Genomic DNA, 15,910 nt, shown 5'->3' with positions numbered 1-15,910 from the left:
CCATTCCGGGTTCAGCTTGCCGCCCCCCACCCTGCCAGCGGCCAGCGCCTTACAAACGCAACGCAACAGGAGTTTGCATGTCCTCTGACCTGCTCAAGGCCCTCGGCCTCGACGCGACCAACGCTGGCACCTACCTTGGCAACGGCGAGTGGTCTTCGGCCACCGATGCCGGTGTGATCACCCCGGTGAACCCCACCACCGGCGAAGCCATCGCCCAGGTCTACGCGACCACCGACGCCGACTACGAAACCATCGTGGCCCGCGCCCAGGAGGCCTTCAAGGTCTGGCGCACCACCCCGGCCCCGCGCCGTGGCGAAGCCGTGCGCCTGTGTGGCGAAGCCCTGCGCGCCAACAAGGACGCCCTGGGCTCCCTGGTCGCGCTGGAAATGGGCAAGAGCAAGCCCGAGGGCGATGGCGAAGTGCAGGAGATGATCGACATCGCCGATTTCGCCGTGGGCCAGAGCCGCATGCTCTACGGCTACACGATGCATTCCGAGCGCCCGGGCCACCGCATGTATGAGCAGTACCAGCCGCTGGGCCTGGTCGGCATCATCAGTGCGTTCAACTTCCCGGTCGCGGTGTGGGCCTGGAACTCGTTCCTGGCCACGATCTGCGGCGATATCTGCCTGTGGAAGCCGTCCAACAAGACCCCGCTGACCGCGATCGCCTCCATGCGCATCTGCAATGAAGCGCTGCGTGACGGCGGGTTCCCGGACCTGTTCTTCCTGATCAACGATGCCGGCACCGAGCTGTCGCAGAAGATGGTGGCCGACAAGCGCGTGCCGCTGATCAGCTTCACCGGCTCGACCCAGGTCGGCCGCCAGGTCGCCGAGAAGGTCGCGCACCGCCTGGGCCGCTGCCTGCTGGAACTGGGCGGCAACAACGCCATCATCCTGGATGAAACCGCTGATCTGAAGCTGGCGATCCCGGGCATCGTGTTCGGCGCCGTCGGTACTGCCGGCCAGCGCTGCACCACCACGCGCCGGCTGATCGTGCACGAATCCATCCATGACGACGTGCTGGCCACGCTGATCAAGGCGTACAAGCAGGTGGAAGGCAAGATCGGCGATCCCACCGACCCGGCCAACCTGATGGGCCCGCTCAACAGCGACGGCGCCGTGCAGCAGTTCCTGGCCTCGATCGAGAAGGCCAAGGCCAGCGGCGGTACTGTGCAGACCGGTGGCACCCGCATCGACCGCGCCGGCAACTTCGTGCTGCCGGCCATCGTGACCGGCCTGAAGAACAGCGACGAGGTCGTCCAGCACGAGACCTTTGCCCCGATCCTGTACGTGATGAAGTACAGCACGCTGGATGAAGCGATCGACATGCAGAACGGCGTGCCGCAGGGCCTGTCCTCCTCGATCTTCACCACCAACCTGAAGACCGCCGAGCGCTTCCTCTCGGCCGCGGGTTCGGACTGTGGCATCGCCAACGTCAACATCGGCACCTCGGGTGCGGAGATCGGCGGTGCGTTCGGTGGCGAGAAGGACACCGGCGGTGGCCGTGAGTCCGGTTCGGATGCCTGGAAGGTCTACATGCGCCGCCAGACCAACACCATCAACTACTCCGATTCGCTGCCGCTGGCCCAGGGCATCAAGTTCGACCTGTGATGGAACCCGCGCCCCATCTGCCGGCCGGCCCGCGCCTCGATTTCACCGGGCGCCGGGTGCTGATTGCCGGTGGCAGCAAGGGCATCGGGCGCGCGATGGCGCTGGCGTTTGCTTCGGCAGGCGCCTGCGTCTCGGTCTGCGCACGCGGTGAGGCCGGTCTGGCCGCCCTGCGTGCGGATGCCGCGGAACTTGGCTTGGCCGTGCACACGGCCAGTGCCGACCTCTCCCAGCTGGACCACATCGACCGCTGGCTGGCCGATGCCGCGCAGGCGCTGGGCGGCATCGATGTGCTGGTCAACAACGCCACCGGCTACGGCATGGCCGACGACGAGGCGGGCTGGGAAGCCAGCTTGAACGTCGACCTGATGTCGGCGGTACGCGCCTCGCGGCTGGCCCTGCCCTGGCTGCAGCAGTCCAGCGATGCCTGCATTCTCAATCTGGCGTCGATCGCTGCCCAACAGCCGCGCCCGGGTGGCGCGCCATACGCGGCAGCCAAGGCCGCGCTGATGCACTACACCACCTCGCAGGCCTTGGCCCTGGCGCCGCAGCGGATCCGCGTCAATGCCATCGCCCCGGGCTCGATCGAGTTCGAGGATGGCTTGTGGGCGCGCCGGCGCGAGCAGGACCCGGAGCTGTATCGAAATACCCTGGCGAAGATTCCGTTCGGCCGCTTCGGCGAGCCGGCGGCCATCGCCAACGCCGCGCTGTTCCTGTGCTCGCCGCTGGCGGGTTGGATCACCGGGCACACCTTGAATGTGGATGGTGGCCAGGTCCTGATGGGATAAACCCGCCGCTGGCCCTATCATCGAACCACCCCACCGCGACCAGGACCTGCATGAGCCTTCCGCCCCGACAAACCAGTGCCATGGCCGTGGTCAGCCTGATCATGGGCATCCTCGGCTGGACCGCCCTGCCCTTCATCGGCAGCATCGCGGCGATCGTCACCGGCCACCTGGCCCGCGCCGAGATCCGCCGCCGCCCGCTGGAACTGGAAGGCGACGGCATGGCCCTGGCCGGCCTGATCCTGGGCTGGATCATCGTGATCGGCAGCCTGCTCGCGCTGGTGGTGATCCTGTTGTTCTTCGGCGGACTGGCCTGGTTTGCCGCTACCCAATCGTGAGGTGCACATGAGCCGCTCGGATTCGACCGAACGCTTCAGCAGTCGGGTTGCCGACTACGTCCGCTACCGTCCCGACTATCCCCCGGCACTGCTGGACTGGCTGCACCACGACATCGGCGTGCCCACCGAAACGCTGGTCGCCGACATCGGCGCCGGCACCGGCATTTCCACCCGGCTGTTCCTGGCCGCTGGCCACCCGGTCATCGCGGTGGAGCCAAATGCCGCGATGCGCGAGGCCGCCGAGCAGTTGCTCGCACCGGACTACCTGCGCCTGAAGGTCGCCGACGGCACCGCCGAGGTCACCGGCCTTGCCGATGACAGCGTCGGTCTCGTCGCCGCCGCACAGGCCTTCCACTGGTTCGACACCACGGCCGTGCGCCACGAATGGGCGCGGATCCTGCAGCCCGAGAGCATGGCCCTGGTGTTCTGGAACTCGCGCCTGCTCGATGCCTCCCCGTTCCTGATCGGCTACGAACAGTTGCTGCTGGAATTCGGCACCGACTACACCGAGGTGGCCGAGCGCTACCAGGACGACGACACCATGCGCGCGTGGTTCGGCGACGGCCTGCGTGGCATGGCCCGGCTGCCGAACGTGCAGCGCATGGACCTGGATGGCCTTCGCGGCCGCCTGCTGTCCTCCTCGTACGCACCGCAGGCCGGGCACGCGCGCCATGCGCCGATGCTGGAGGCGCTGCAGCAGCTGTTCGACGCCCACGCGGTGGACGGCCAAATCGCTTTTGAATACCAAACCCGTGCCTTTGTCGGCACGCTGGACTGATTGAACGCCATGTACTCGTTTGCCCGCCCCTTCCTGTTCGCCCTTGATGCAGAACGCGCCCACGGCCTTGGCCTGAGCGCGCTGGACCTGGCCTATCGCACCGGCACCACGCCGCTGATGGGCCGCCGCATCGACCCGCTGCCGACCAACGCGTTCGGATTGAGTTTCCCGAATCCGGTGGGCCTGGCGGCCGGCCTGGACAAGAACGGCGAGCACATCGACGCCCTGTTGGCACTGGGCTTCGGCTACGTGGAGATCGGCACGATCACCCCGCGCCCGCAGGCGGGCAACCCGAAGCCGCGTCTGTTCCGGCTGCCGGACCACCAGGCCATCATCAACCGCATGGGCTTCAACAACCTGGGCGTGGATGCGCTGGTTCGCAATGTCGAGCGCGCCAAGCGCCGCACCGGTCTGCTGGGCATCAACATCGGCAAGAACAAGGACACCCCCAACGAGCAGGCGTTCGACGATTATCAGCACTGCCTGCAGAAGGTGTATCCGCTGGCCGACTACATCACCGTCAACATCTCTTCGCCGAACACGGCCGGCCTGCGCGAGCTGCAGGAAGAGACCGCGCTGCGCCAGCTGATCTCGCAGCTGCGCGACAGCCAGGAAAGCCTGGCGGCCAAGCATGGCAAGCGCGTGCCGATGCTGGTCAAGGTCGCCCCGGATCTGAGCGACCGCGATATCGACGCCGCCGCGCGCGTGCTCGGCGAACTCAAGGTGGACGGCGTGATCGCCACCAACACCACCATCGACCGCAGTGCGGTGGCCGGTGACCCGCGCGCGAACGAAGCCGGCGGCCTGTCCGGTGCGCCGCTTCTGGGCCAGTCGACCCTGGTGCTGCGCCGCCTGCGTGCGCGCCTGCCCGAGTCGATGCCGCTGATCGGCGTGGGCGGCATTCAATCCGGTGCGGATGCGGTGGCCAAGATGGCGGCCGGTGCGGCGCTGGTGCAGTGCTACAGCGGCCTGATCTTCCGTGGCCCGGAGCTGGTGCACGAGTGCGTGGAAGCAATCCGCCGCCGCAGAGAGGCGCCGAGCCGCGGCGCGGTGGCACCGCTGTGAACGACGCCATGACTGCCTGGACCATTACCGAGAACGCCTCTCTGAAGGCGCTCAACACCTTCCACGTCGACGCCACTGCCGCACAGCTGCTGGAGGTGTTCGATCCTTCCGTGCTGCCGGAGGTGCTGGCGTTGCCGCGCGTCGCCGACCAACCGCTGCTGGTACTCGGCAGCGGCAGCAACGTGCTGATCGCCGACAACGTGGACGGCACCGTACTGGTGTTCGCCAATCGCGGCATCGAGATTCTGGAGCACCGCGCCGACCACACCATCGTGCGCGCCGGTGCCGGCGTGAACTGGCATGGCCTGGTGATGTGGTCGCTGCAGAACGGTCTCTCCGGGCTGGAGAACCTGGCCCTGATCCCCGGCACTGCTGGCGCCTCGCCGATCCAGAACATCGGCGCCTATGGCGCGCAGGTCGGTGAGTTCATCCAGGCCGTGGATGCCTGGGACCGACACGAAAACGACTGGGTGCGCTTCGATGCCGAAGGCTGCCAGTTCGGTTACCGCGACAGCATCTTCAAGCACGACCCCGACCGCTACCTGATCACCGCGATCGAACTGCGCCTGCCGCTGCTGCATGGCCTGCGCCTGGGCTATGCCGGGATCGCCGAGGAAATGGAGGCGATGGGTGTGGAACTGCCGGTGGCCGCCGACGTGGCCAACGCGGTGATCAACATCCGCCGCCGCAAGCTGCCGGATCCGGACGTGCTGGGCAACGCGGGCAGCTTCTTCAAGAACCCGATCCTGCCCTTGGAACAGGTGGAAGTAGTGCTGCAGCACTTCCCCGAGCTGCCGGTGTTCCCGGCCGACGACGACAGCCGCCGCAAGATCTCCGCGGCCTGGATGATCGAGAGCTGCGGCTGGAAGGGCTACCGCGATGGCGATGCCGGCGTGGCCCCGAGCCATGCGCTGGTGCTGGTCAATTACGGCCAGGCCACCGGTGAAGAACTGCTCGCGTTGGCGCGGCGGATCTCTGCCTCGGTCCTGGAGAAGTTCGGCGTGCCGATTGAACCGGAGCCCAGGCTGATCGGCGCACAGTGGTGAACCCCGCCCCCGCGTTACCGGTGGCCACGCCGTTGCGGGCCGCCCTGCTGATGCTCGGCAGCACCTTGGCCTTTGGCCTGATGGCGATCGCGATCCGTTACGCCACCCGCTACGTGCCGACCCAGGAAGTGGCGTTCTTCCGCAACGCCTTCGGCCTGCTGGCGCTGCTGCCGATGCTGATCCGCCCCGGCAGCGCACCGCTGAAGACACAGCAGCTGCCGCGCTACTTCCTGCGCAGTGCGATCGGGCTGGCCTCGATGCTGTGCGCGTTCTGGGCGATCGGGCATCTGCCGATCTCCCAGGCGATCTCGCTCTCCTACTCCACGCCGCTGTTCGTCACCATCGCTGCCGTGCTGTGGCTGGGCGAGACGGTGCGCATGCGCCGCTGGGCGGCGGTGATCATCGGCTTCATCGGCGTGCTGATCATCGTGCGCCCGGGCTCGACCAGCTTCACCCCCGGCACCCTGGTCGCCGTGGGCGCCGCGGTGCTGAGCTCGCTGGTGGCGATCCAGATCAAGCAGCTCACCCGCGTGGACAGCGCCGATACCGTGGTGTTCTACACCTATGTGTTCTGGGTGCCGCTGTCGCTGGTGCCCGCGCTGTTCGTGTGGGTCTGGCCGACCGGCCTGGTGTGGGTCTGGCTGGTCGCGACCGGCGTGCTCGGCACGCTGGGCCAGCTGCTGTGGACGCGCGCCCTGCGCCTGGGCGAGGTCTCCGCACTGACCCCGATCAGCTTCATGCAGCTGCCGCTGGTGAGCCTGCTGGGCTGGCTGCTGTTCAATGAGACGCTGGACCGCTGGACCGTGATCGGCGCCGGCATCATTCTCGGCGCCAATGCCTACATCGCCCACCGCGAAGCGGTGCTGGCACGGCGGGCGAAATCGCAGGCCGTCACCGCAGCCGCCAAGCCGGGGGAATAGACCCCGGGCATCAATCCGACCCGAACAAATCCCGCGTGTACACCTTGTTCGCCACGTTCTCCAGCTCCGGCGTCAGCCGGTTGACGACGATGATGTCGGCCTCGGCAAGGAACGCGGCGAAATCGTTGACCACGCGGGACCGGTAGAAGGTCGGCTCGGTCAGCACCGGCTCGTACACGATGACCTCGATGCCCTTCGCCTTGATCCGCTTCATCACGCCCTGCACCGCCGAAGCGCGGAAGTTGTCCGAGCCGGCCTTCATCACCAACCGGTAGATGCCCACCACCTTTGGGTTGCGCGCCACGATGTCATCGGCGATGAAATCCTTGCGCGTGCGGTTGGCCTCGACGATGGCGTGGATCAGGTTCTGCGGCACCTTGCTGTAGTTCGCCAGCAACTGCTTGGTGTCCTTGGGCAGGCAGTAACCGCCGTAGCCGAAGGACGGATTGTTGTAATGGCCGCCGATGCGCGGATCCAGGCTGACGCCTTCGATCATCTGGCGCGTATCCAGCCCGTGCGCGCTGGCGTAGGTATCCAGTTCGTTGAAGTAGGCCACCCGCATTGCCAGGTAGGTATTGGAGAACAGCTTGATCGCCTCCGCTTCGGTCGCGTCGGTGAACAGCACCGGCACGTCCTTTTTGATCGCGCCTTCTTTCAGCAGCTCGGCAAACACCGCGGCGCGCTCGGAGCGCTCGCCTACGATGATCCGGCTCGGATGCAGGTTGTCGTGCAGCGCGCGGCCCTCGCGGAGGAATTCCGGCGAGAACAGAATGTTGTCGGTGTTGAACTTGGCCCGCAACGCGGCTGTGCAACCGACCGGCACGGTCGACTTGATCACGATGACGGCCGACGGATGGATCCGCACTACATCAGCGATCACTGCCTCGACGGAGCCGGTGTTGAAATAGTTCGACGTGGGATCGTAATCGGTCGGCGTGGCGACGATGACGAAATCCGCACCTTCATAGGCCTGCGCAGGGTCCAGCGTGGCGGTGAGGCTCAAGGTGCGATTGGCGAGGAAATCCTCGATCTCGGCATCCTCGATGGGCGACTGGCGGGCATTGATCATCGCCACCTTGGCCGGATCGATGTCCAGCGCGACCACGTCGTGATGCTGCGCGAGCAGCACCGCGTTGGAGAGGCCCACGTAGCCGGTACCGGCGACGGCAATCTTCATTCGAGGTCCTTCTTCTACAGCGTCCAGAGTGAACCGGGAATTTTAGCAAACGCCCTGCGCTGAGCGCCCGCGCAGGGGCACGGAAGGCGGCAGTATTCCTGTAAATGCTGCTGGCTGGGGAGGCCGGCTGCCCGCCACAGCTTCGCGCATCAGCCACCCGACTCGCAGAACAACGTTCCGTTACGCGCCACCCTTGACGCTTTATAAAAGATTTTCTGCACAAGACGCCATGTTTGACGCTTTATATTGAATGATTTCAATAGGCCTAAAGCGTCAAACTTGACGTCTTATCAAACTTATGGGATACAAAGCGCCAGGAGGGTCACTTTATGACGATCACAGATCTGATGACGGACGAGGCGGTCCTGGTTGAGCTGGGGCAACGCCTCGCCCGCGCGCGGCTTTCGCAGGGCATCACCCAGGAGCAGCTGGCCGATGCTGCCGGCGTCTCCAAGCGCACCGTACAGCGGCTGGAAGACGGCACGCCCGCCCAGCTGGCGAATCTGATCCGATGCCTGCGCGCCCTCGGCAGGCTGGATGCGCTGGACGTGATGCTGCCCAGCGACAGCCCCAATCCGATCGATCTGCTCGAGCGCCGCGGCCACCCGCGCCAGCGCGCGCGACCCGGGGTGGCAGAGCCCGCGCCGGCCAAACCCTGGACCTGGGGCGATGAGCAATGAGCACCACGGCCGAGGTGCGCCTGTGGGGCAGCCGGATCGGCGCGGTGACGCTGGCCGACGGCGAGCGGATCGCGCAGTTTGCCTACGACCCGGCCTTCGCACGTTCCAGCATTGAAGTCGCCCCGCTGACCATGCCGCTCGCGGCGGATCGGGTCTTCAATTTTCCCTCCCTCAACCCGGCAGGCTTCCATGGTTTGCCCGGCCTGCTCGCCGACGCCCTGCCGGACAAGTACGGCAACACCCTCATCAACGCGTGGCTGGCCACCCAGGGCCGCACGCCGGACAGCTTCAATGCGGTGGAGCGGCTGTGCTACACCGGCACGCGCGGCATGGGGGCGCTGGAGTTCTCGCCTGTGCATGGTCCGCGCGTGCGCACGGCACACAAAATTCAGATCGATGCGCTGGTCGCACTGGCCACCGAGGTTCTGAGCAATCGCGACAACCTGCGCGCCTCGTTCGGCGATGAAGAACGCGCCGATGCGCTGCGCGACATTCTGCGCGTGGGCACCTCGGCCGGTGGCGCACGCGCCAAGGCCGTGATCGCCTGGAACGAAGACACTGGTGAGGTCCGATCGGGCCAGGCCGCGGCGGCGCCAGGCTTCAGCTACTGGCTGCTCAAGTTCGATGGCGTGCAGAACAACCGCGACAAGGAACTGGCGGACCCCAAGGGCTACGGCGTGGTCGAGTATGCGTACGCGCTGATGGCACGCGAGGCGGGCATCCAGATCAGCGAGTGCCGGCTGCTGGAGGAAGGCGGCCGCCGCCACTTCATGACCCAGCGCTTCGATCGCACCGATGCCGGGGGCAAGCGCCATATGCAGTCGTTGGCGGCGATGGCCCACTTCGACTTCAATGATCCTACGGCGTACTCCTACGAACAGGCCCTCCTGGTCATGCGCCAGTTGCGCCTGCCCATGGCGCAGCTGGAGGAACAGTTCCGGCGAATGGTGTTCAACGTGATCGCGCGCAACCAGGACGACCACGTCAAGAACATCGCCTACCTGATGGACCGCCAGGGCCAATGGTCGCTGTCACCTGCGTTCGATATCACCTGGGCGTACAACCCGGACGGCGACTGGACGGCCCGGCACCAGATGTCGATCAACGGAAAGCGCGAGGGGTTCGATCTGGCCGACCTGGCCGCATGTGCTGCGACGGCCTCGATCAACGCCCGCCGCGCCCGCGACATCATTGAGCAGGTCCGGCAAAGCGTGCTGCGTTGGCCACAGTTTGCCGATCAGGCCGGCGTCGCCGAGGTATGGCGCGACCAGATCCGCGGCAGCCTGCGCACGGACATCCGCTGAGCTGCGCATTTAGATCGCCAACGCGGCCACCTGAGGGCGCGCTCCATATTGCGACGCGTCATGTAAACGGTTACAGCCCCTGCTAGCGTGGGCTCCATCCCGATGTCGGGGTGGTTCCAGATCAGGAGCACGTTGATGGGGCTGCATGCTGACCGTTCGACTGTTGTGTACCGGCCGCGCCGCGCCCTGGCCGCCACCCTGCTCGTCTCCGCCCTCGCGCTGAGCCTGTCCGCGACTGCACAGACCCTGCCGCCGCGCAGCCAGTGGCAGGCCAGCAGTTCCTCGCAGCAGGTCCCGGCAATGGCGGTCAGCCACCTCATCGATGGCGATGCGAAGACGGTGACGGGCGGCGCTTTCAGCCCGGGACACTGGTTCCAGGTGGACCTGGGCAGGCCGAGCACCCTCAGCGGCGCGCAGATCACCTGGGATGTCTCAAATCCTGAGGGTTACACCGTGCAGACCTCGCTGGACGGCCAGCAGTGGCAGCCGGCCTACACCATGCGCGATTCACTCGGCGGTATCGAAACGCTCTACTTCGCGCCACGCCAGGCCCGCTATCTTCGCCTGGTCAGCCCGGCGCGCACCTCGGACTGGGGCGTGTCGATCTTTGAACTCGAACCACTGGACGGCACCACCAGCGCGCGCGTGGCCGGCGTGGATGCCACCCGGGCCGCAGCGCTGTGGCAAGGCGGCAGTGCGGTCCCCGTTCCGCGCGGCAGCCACGGTACGTATACGCTTGAGATCACACTGCCGCGTGCGGTCGCCACCACCGGCCTGGCCGTGGACTGGTCAGGGTCCCATGGCGCCGCACGGCTGCAGGCACGCGATGCACAGGGCCACTGGATGGACCTTGCGCACGACCCGCAGGCCGGCACACGGCAACAGAGCTGGCTGGCCGGCACTGCCGCGGTGACCGCCACAGCGCTGCGGCTGACGGTGGAGGGCGATGCGCCACAGGTTGACCGCCTGCGCCTGCTCGGCCCGAAAGCCGTGATGACGCCAATGAAGCGCTATCAGATCGCCGCCAGCGGCACCCAGCGTGCGTTGTTCCCGGCCTCGCTGCACATGCAGCAGACCTATTGGACCGCGGTCGGCATCCACGCCGGCCGGCAGAAATCGATCTTCGACGAATACGGCAACCTTGAGGCCTTCAAGGGCGCGCCGCTGGTGCAGCCGATCTGGCGCAACGCAGACGGTGTTGCCACAGGCGCCGCAGACCAGCCACTGCAACACGCGCTGCGCGATGGCTGGAAGCCGATGCCCTCGGCGACGTGGTCGCCGCAACCCGGGCTTCAACTCCAGAGCGAGGCGTTCGCGGTCGAGGTCCATGGCCAGCCGGTCACCTTCGTACGGCATCGCCTGCGCAATACCGGCAGCACCACCGTCGACGGCACCCTGACCCTGGCGGTGCGGCCGATGCAGATGAATCCGCCGTGGCAGAACGGTGGCCTCTCACCGATCCGCGAGGTCGCCATCGAGGGTCAACGCGTGCGCGTCAATGGGCGCGCCCTGCTGCAGTCGCTGACGCCGGTGGATGCTGCCGGTGCGGCACCGTTCGGCCCGGAGGGCAGCACCGAGATCACCGCGGCGATCGCTGGTGGCACGTTGCCTGCCGCGATGCAGGCAAGAGACCCCGAGGGTCTCGCCTCCGCCGCCCTGGCCTACCGCATCCAGCTCGCGCCGGGTGCCAGCCGTTCGGTGGTGATCGCGTTCCCGCTTGGCACCGCGGCAACAGCCAAAGACGGCTCCCTGCCGGATGCGCCAGCGCTGGATTTGTCCGGCACACCCCGTGCGCCCGATGCCGCGTACGACGCGTTGGCCAAGCGTGCATCGGACGATTGGCAGGCGCGCCTGGGCCAGGTTGGCCTGCGCCTCCCCGACCCCTCGCTGGTGGACATGCTGCGCGCACAGGCTGCCTACATGCTGATCAACCAGACCGGCCCGGCGATGCAGCCCGGCCCACGCAACTACAACCGCTCCTTCATCCGCGACGGCATGGCCACCTCGGCGGTGTTGCTGCGCATGGGCGAATCCAAGGTCGCGCGCGACTACCTGGCCTGGTACAGCGAGCACGGCGTGCATGCCAACGGCCTGGTCTCCCCCATCCTCAACGACGATGGCAGCGTCAACACCGGGTTCGGCTCGGACATCGAATACGACAGCCAGGGCCAGTACATCAGCCTGGTCGCCGACGTCGCGCGCCTGGATGGGGGGCCGGAGTCGGTGCGCGCCTATCTGCCCAAGGTGAAGGCGGCGATGCGCTTCCTGCAGGAACTGCGCGAGCGCACGCTGGTGCCCGGCTACATGGCCACCCAGCCCGCCCCCGAGCGCTTCGCTGGCATCCTGGCACCGTCGATCAGCCATGAAGGCTATCCCTCGCCCACGCACAGTTACTGGGACGACTACTGGGGCCTGAAGGGCTGGCATGACGGCGCATGGCTGGCCGAGTCGCTGGGCGATCACGAAACCGCCGCGTGGGCGCGCGAACAGTACACCGCCCTGCACGATGCGCTGGCGGCCTCGATCCGCGCCACGATGGCGTGGAAGGGCATCGACTTCATCCCCTCTTCGGCCGACCTTGGCGATGGCGACCCGACCGGCGTGTCGATCGCGCTCGACCCCACCGGCGCGCAGGATGTGCTGCCGGCCGAGGCGCTGCGCACCACGTTCGCGCGCTATCTGGACGATGTCCGCAAGCGCAGCCAGCCGGACGCGCTGTATGCCTATACCCCGTACGAAATCCGCAACGTGCTGAGCTACGTGCACCTGGACCAGCCCGAAGCGGCCGATGAACTGCTGCAGGGATTGCTGCATGACCGGCGCCCGCTGGAGTGGCAGGTGTTGGCCGAGGTCGTGCATTCCCGGCTGCGCTTCCCGCGCTATCTCGGTGACATGCCACATACGTGGATCGGCGCCGAGTACGGGCGCACGCTGTTCGGGATGCTGATGCGCGAAGACGATGACGCGCTGTCGCTGCTGCCGGGCACCCCGCCGTCCTGGGTGGCCGGCGATGGCTTGGCGGTGGATCGACTACCGACCGCCTACGGCACTCTGGCGGTGCAGGCGCAGCAGCGCGACAGCACGCTGCAGGTCACGCTGGGCAAGGGGTTGCGCAGGGACACCGCAGTACGCGTGTGGTGGCCGAGCCGCACGCGCCCATCCTCCGTGCGGATCGATGGGCGCAGCGTGCGTGACTACGATGCACGGGGCGTGTTGATCAACGCGCCGTTCCGCACATTGGTGGCGACGTGGTGAGCGTCAGACACTCCCCTCATGCTCATGCAGGGTGATCAGCGACTCCATCAGATCCTCGTCCGCACTCGCGCACACGGCCAGCAGCACCGCTTCCTCGCAGCCGGTATCGACGATGTAGGCGTGGCCCATCTGGCTGTCGATGTAGATGCCCTGCCCGGTCTCCAGCACCACCGGATCGTAGAACTCGGTGTGCACCTGGATGCGGCCTTCCATCACGTGCACATACTCCTCGCCCGGGTGGCGGACCAGGTCGCCGAACTCGGCGGTAGTCTTGGCGCGCACCTTGGTCAGGATCGGGATCATCCGCTTGCGGCGCAGTTCGGTGCACAGATAGTAGTAATCGTAGTTGTCGGTCTGCACCCGCAGCGCCTTGTCCAGCGAGCCGAGGCTGCGCCGGGCGGTGACCGGCTTGGGCGCGCTGTCGGCATCGGGCTCGGAGAACAGATCGGACATGCGCAGGTTCAGGCGCTGGGCCAGGTGCTGGAGCTTGTCGTAGGTCAAGGTCAGGCGGTCGTGCTCGATCTTGGACAGCGTGGACAGGGGGATTTCGGTGTGCTCGCTCATTTCCTTGAGCGTCCAACCCTGGCGGGTGCGAAGACCGCGCAGCAGGGTTCCGAGCGTCGGGCTTTTGGGGCTCATCGACAGGACCTTTGGGCTATTGCTGGTGAAGTAGTGGATACGATACTACGTAGAGATGAATGCCATCCTGATCAGGATGGTTTCTTGTCGCGTTCGTCTCTCATTTCGCCTTTCAAGGCGCTGAAAACGTTCCCAATAGCGGAGGAACGCCGCCTGTAGTCCTCGCAAGCCCCCCGATGTGCGTACAAGGCGACGGCCCCAAAGGATCACGCGCATTTGACATTTCTCTGATCAGGAATATTGTTGTCTGATTGAGATGGTTTTGGGCCCTCTGACGCAATTGCCTAGGGTGCCCCGTCTTCCAGTTCGCAAGGGGATCGTCACATGCGTGCGTTGTCAGGCTTTGTCGCGTTGTGTTGTGGGCTGTTGTTGACCTTCCAGGCGGATGCCCAGCAGCCGCCGCCCTCTCCCCCGGCCGCGCCGGTACTGCAGGCCGATTCCGTTGCCCGGCTGACCGCCGACGATGCGACCACCTGGCTGGATGGCTTCATGCCGTATGCGATCGCACGTGGCGATATCGCCGGTGCGGTGGTCACCGTGGTCAAGGACGGCCAGATCCTGGTCCGTCGCGGCTACGGCGTCTCCGATGTGGCCAAGCAGACGCCGGTGGACCCTGACCGCACGCTGTTCCGGATGGCCTCGGTCTCCAAGTTGATGACCTGGACCGCGGTGATGCAGCTGGTGGAAGCGGGCAAGCTGGATCTGGACGCGGACATCAACCAGTACCTGGACTTCAAGGTGCCCGAACGCGGCCTGCCGATCACGCTGCGCCAGCTGATGACGCATACCGGTGGCTTCGAGGCCAACATCAAGTACATGTGGACCAGCGAGGCGGTTGCCGAAGCCGGTGGCATTGCACTGGGGCCGTACCTCAAGCGCCGCGTGCCGGCGCAGATTTTCCCGCCGGGCACCGTGCCGGCGTATTCGAACTACGGCACCAGCCTGGCCGGCTACATCGTCGAGCGCGTGTCGGGCCAGCCGTTCGCCGAGTATGTCGAGCAGCACATCTTCGTGCCGCTGCAGATGCAGCACGCCAGCTTCCGCCAGCCGCTGCCGCCGGCGTTGCGTGCGCTGGTCACCCAGGGCTATGCACTGGGCTCGGGCAAGCCGCGTGCGTTCGAAGTCACCCCGTCCGCCCCGGCGGGTGCGCTGTCGGCCACCGGCAGCGACATGGCGCGCTTCATGATCGCGCACCTGAGCGCGGCGGGCGGTCATGACACGGCCATCCTGAAGGCGGCGACCAGCCAGCTCATGCTGACGCCGCAGACGCGCTTCGCGCCGCCGCTCAACACCATGGCGCTCGGGTTCTATGAGATCGACGTCAACGGCCAGCGCGTGGTGTCCCACGCCGGTGACACCTATTCCTTCCACTCGCAGCTGTTCCTGTTCCGCGACCACGATGTCGGCCTGTTCGTCTCGCTCAACAGCGCCGGCGCCAATGGGATCACCGGCCCGATCCGGCGTGAGCTGCTGGAGAACTTTGCCGATCGCTATTTCCCGGCCGCCGCCCCGGCCCCGTCTTTGGCCGCCGACGCCGGCCTGGCCAAGCAGCAGGCACGCCAGCTGGCGGCACCGAGCTACCTCGATTCGCGCCGTGCCGAAACCGGCATCGGCCGCACCGGCATCCTCACCCAGACGCGCCTTGAAGCCCTCGACGATGGCAGCCTGCGTCTGCCGCGCCTGAAGCAGCCCAACGGGCAGCCCACCACCTTCAAGCCGGTCGCTCCGTGGCTGTGGCAGGCGACCAACAGCGAGCTGCGCCTGGCCGCCATCCTCAAGGACGGCAAGCCGGTCGGCTTCGCGGTGGATTCGTCCTCCCCGTTCAACGTGTTCCTGGCCGCGGAAGGCTACCGCTCGGCGCTGTGGCTCAAGCCGTTGCTGACGGCTGCCGTGAGCGTGCTGGCGCTGTCCGCACTGGCCTGGCCCATCGCGGCGTTCGTGCGGCGTCGTCATGGCCGTGTGCTCGGCTGGCCGCGCAGCACCCTGCTGGCCTATCGCCTGAGCCGCGCCGCCTGCTGGTTCATGCTGCTGGTGCCGGCCGTGGCCATCGCCGTGATGGCCTGGGCGTCGGCGGATTTCGCCCGCCTCGACGATCGTCTGGATCCGGCGGTGATCGGGCTGGGCATCGGCTCGGTGATCGCCATCGTCGGCGGCATCGGCGCAACGGCCTGGAATCTGGTGCAGACCTTCCGTGCCGGGCGCAGCTGGCTGGCGCGCGTGTGGGCGGTGCTGCTGCTGATCGCCGCCTGCGTACTCGCTTACGCCCTGGTCCTGATGGGCCTGGCCGACTTCGCACTCAACTACTGACCCGTAGCC

Annotated in this window: 13 protein-coding genes; 11 read left to right on the top strand and 2 right to left on the bottom strand. The window is 66.8% G+C overall.

From position 1 onward, the window contains the following. Positions 1 to 77 precede the first annotated feature (77 nt). The 7 genes from ABE464_RS01875 to ABE464_RS01845 are packed head-to-tail and all read left to right on the top strand — an operon-like array spanning position 78 to position 6,539. Positions 78 to 1,610 carry an aldehyde dehydrogenase family protein gene (locus ABE464_RS01875; protein ID WP_346470487.1) on the top strand — a complete coding sequence of 511 codons (1,533 nt, stop codon included), beginning with the start codon at positions 78 to 80 and terminating at the stop codon, positions 1,608 to 1,610. Beyond that, positions 1,610 to 2,395, top strand: coding sequence for an SDR family oxidoreductase (locus ABE464_RS01870; protein ID WP_346470486.1), 786 nt, complete (start codon positions 1,610 to 1,612; stop codon positions 2,393 to 2,395). The genes ABE464_RS01875 and ABE464_RS01870 overlap by 1 nt, the downstream gene beginning before the upstream one ends. Before the next feature lie 50 nt (positions 2,396 to 2,445). Beyond that, complete coding sequence (locus ABE464_RS01865; RefSeq protein ID WP_088434394.1) at positions 2,446 to 2,730, top strand: DUF4190 domain-containing protein; 285 nt, start codon at positions 2,446 to 2,448, stop codon at positions 2,728 to 2,730. A 7-nt stretch (positions 2,731 to 2,737) separates the two neighbouring features. Further along, positions 2,738 to 3,508 carry a class I SAM-dependent methyltransferase gene (locus tag ABE464_RS01860; RefSeq protein ID WP_346470485.1) on the top strand — a complete coding sequence of 257 codons (771 nt, stop codon included), beginning with the start codon at positions 2,738 to 2,740 and terminating at the stop codon, positions 3,506 to 3,508. Positions 3,509 to 3,517: 9 nt separating this feature from the next. Beyond that, a complete protein-coding gene (locus ABE464_RS01855; protein WP_346470484.1) occupies positions 3,518 to 4,573 on the top strand; it encodes a quinone-dependent dihydroorotate dehydrogenase in 1,056 nt (351 codons plus the stop codon). Further along, positions 4,570 to 5,619, top strand: coding sequence for a UDP-N-acetylmuramate dehydrogenase (murB, locus tag ABE464_RS01850; protein WP_346470483.1), 1,050 nt, complete (start codon positions 4,570 to 4,572; stop codon positions 5,617 to 5,619). Before ABE464_RS01855 ends, murB begins: the two co-directional genes overlap by 4 nt. Positions 5,620 to 5,651: 32 nt before the next feature. Next, on the top strand, positions 5,652 to 6,539 hold the full coding sequence (locus ABE464_RS01845) for a DMT family transporter (RefSeq protein WP_346470688.1): 888 nt from the start codon (positions 5,652 to 5,654) through the stop codon (positions 6,537 to 6,539). Between the two features lie 10 nt (positions 6,540 to 6,549). On the opposite strand, the gene ABE464_RS01840 is transcribed toward ABE464_RS01845, so the two are convergent. Beyond that, positions 6,550 to 7,716 (bottom strand): nucleotide sugar dehydrogenase, encoded by a 1,167-nt coding sequence (locus ABE464_RS01840; RefSeq protein ID WP_346470482.1) that lies wholly within the window; start codon positions 7,714 to 7,716, stop codon positions 6,550 to 6,552. Positions 7,717 to 8,045: 329 nt separating this feature from the next. Here ABE464_RS01840 and ABE464_RS01835 point away from each other — a divergent pair, with 329 nt between their 5' ends. From ABE464_RS01835 to ABE464_RS01825, 3 genes are all read left to right on the top strand, one after another. Then, the gene (locus ABE464_RS01835) at positions 8,046 to 8,396 is read left to right on the top strand and encodes a helix-turn-helix transcriptional regulator (RefSeq protein ID WP_346470481.1); all 351 of its coding nucleotides are present in this window, start codon (positions 8,046 to 8,048) and stop codon (positions 8,394 to 8,396) included. After that, entirely contained in the window at positions 8,393 to 9,700 is a 1,308-nt protein-coding gene (locus tag ABE464_RS01830) for a HipA domain-containing protein (protein WP_346470480.1), read from the top strand. Before ABE464_RS01835 ends, ABE464_RS01830 begins: the two co-directional genes overlap by 4 nt. Positions 9,701 to 9,835: 135 nt before the next feature. After that, a complete protein-coding gene (locus ABE464_RS01825) occupies positions 9,836 to 12,955 on the top strand; it encodes a discoidin domain-containing protein (protein ID WP_346470478.1) in 3,120 nt (1,039 codons plus the stop codon). A gap of 3 nt (positions 12,956 to 12,958) precedes the next feature. Here ABE464_RS01825 and ABE464_RS01820 read toward each other — a convergent pair whose 3' ends face one another. After that, positions 12,959 to 13,594 carry an XRE family transcriptional regulator gene (locus tag ABE464_RS01820; protein WP_176989825.1) on the bottom strand — a complete coding sequence of 212 codons (636 nt, stop codon included), beginning with the start codon at positions 13,592 to 13,594 and terminating at the stop codon, positions 12,959 to 12,961. Between the two features lie 324 nt (positions 13,595 to 13,918). Between ABE464_RS01820 and ABE464_RS01815 the strand changes: the two genes are divergently transcribed. Next, positions 13,919 to 15,901 (top strand): serine hydrolase domain-containing protein, encoded by a 1,983-nt coding sequence (locus tag ABE464_RS01815; RefSeq protein ID WP_346470477.1) that lies wholly within the window; start codon positions 13,919 to 13,921, stop codon positions 15,899 to 15,901. The last annotated feature ends 9 nt before the right edge of the window (positions 15,902 to 15,910 follow it).

This window comes from Stenotrophomonas sp. TWI587 (assembly GCF_039674145.1).
Taxonomy (GTDB): Bacteria; Pseudomonadota; Gammaproteobacteria; order Xanthomonadales; family Xanthomonadaceae; genus Stenotrophomonas; species Stenotrophomonas maltophilia_AY.
This window is presented reverse-complemented; position numbering and strand designations above follow the sequence as displayed.

What these genes read in the sequence shown, in the direction of transcription:
- ABE464_RS01875 (WP_346470487.1), top strand. Translation starts at nt 78, where the DNA reads ATGTCCTCTGACCTGCTCAAGGCCCTCGGCCTCGACGCGACCAACGCT.
- ABE464_RS01870 (WP_346470486.1), top strand. Translation starts at nt 1,610, where the DNA reads ATGGAACCCGCGCCCCATCTGCCGGCCGGCCCGCGCCTCGATTTCACC.
- ABE464_RS01865 (WP_088434394.1), top strand. Translation starts at nt 2,446, where the DNA reads ATGAGCCTTCCGCCCCGACAAACCAGTGCCATGGCCGTGGTCAGCCTG.
- ABE464_RS01860 (WP_346470485.1), top strand. Translation starts at nt 2,738, where the DNA reads ATGAGCCGCTCGGATTCGACCGAACGCTTCAGCAGTCGGGTTGCCGAC.
- ABE464_RS01855 (WP_346470484.1), top strand. Translation starts at nt 3,518, where the DNA reads ATGTACTCGTTTGCCCGCCCCTTCCTGTTCGCCCTTGATGCAGAACGC.
- ABE464_RS01840 (WP_346470482.1), bottom strand. Translation starts at nt 7,716, where the DNA reads ATGAAGATTGCCGTCGCCGGTACCGGCTACGTGGGCCTCTCCAACGCG.
- ABE464_RS01835 (WP_346470481.1), top strand. Translation starts at nt 8,046, where the DNA reads ATGACGATCACAGATCTGATGACGGACGAGGCGGTCCTGGTTGAGCTG.
- ABE464_RS01830 (WP_346470480.1), top strand. Translation starts at nt 8,393, where the DNA reads ATGAGCACCACGGCCGAGGTGCGCCTGTGGGGCAGCCGGATCGGCGCG.
- ABE464_RS01825 (WP_346470478.1), top strand. Translation starts at nt 9,836, where the DNA reads ATGGGGCTGCATGCTGACCGTTCGACTGTTGTGTACCGGCCGCGCCGC.
- ABE464_RS01820 (WP_176989825.1), bottom strand. Translation starts at nt 13,594, where the DNA reads ATGAGCCCCAAAAGCCCGACGCTCGGAACCCTGCTGCGCGGTCTTCGC.
- ABE464_RS01815 (WP_346470477.1), top strand. Translation starts at nt 13,919, where the DNA reads ATGCGTGCGTTGTCAGGCTTTGTCGCGTTGTGTTGTGGGCTGTTGTTG.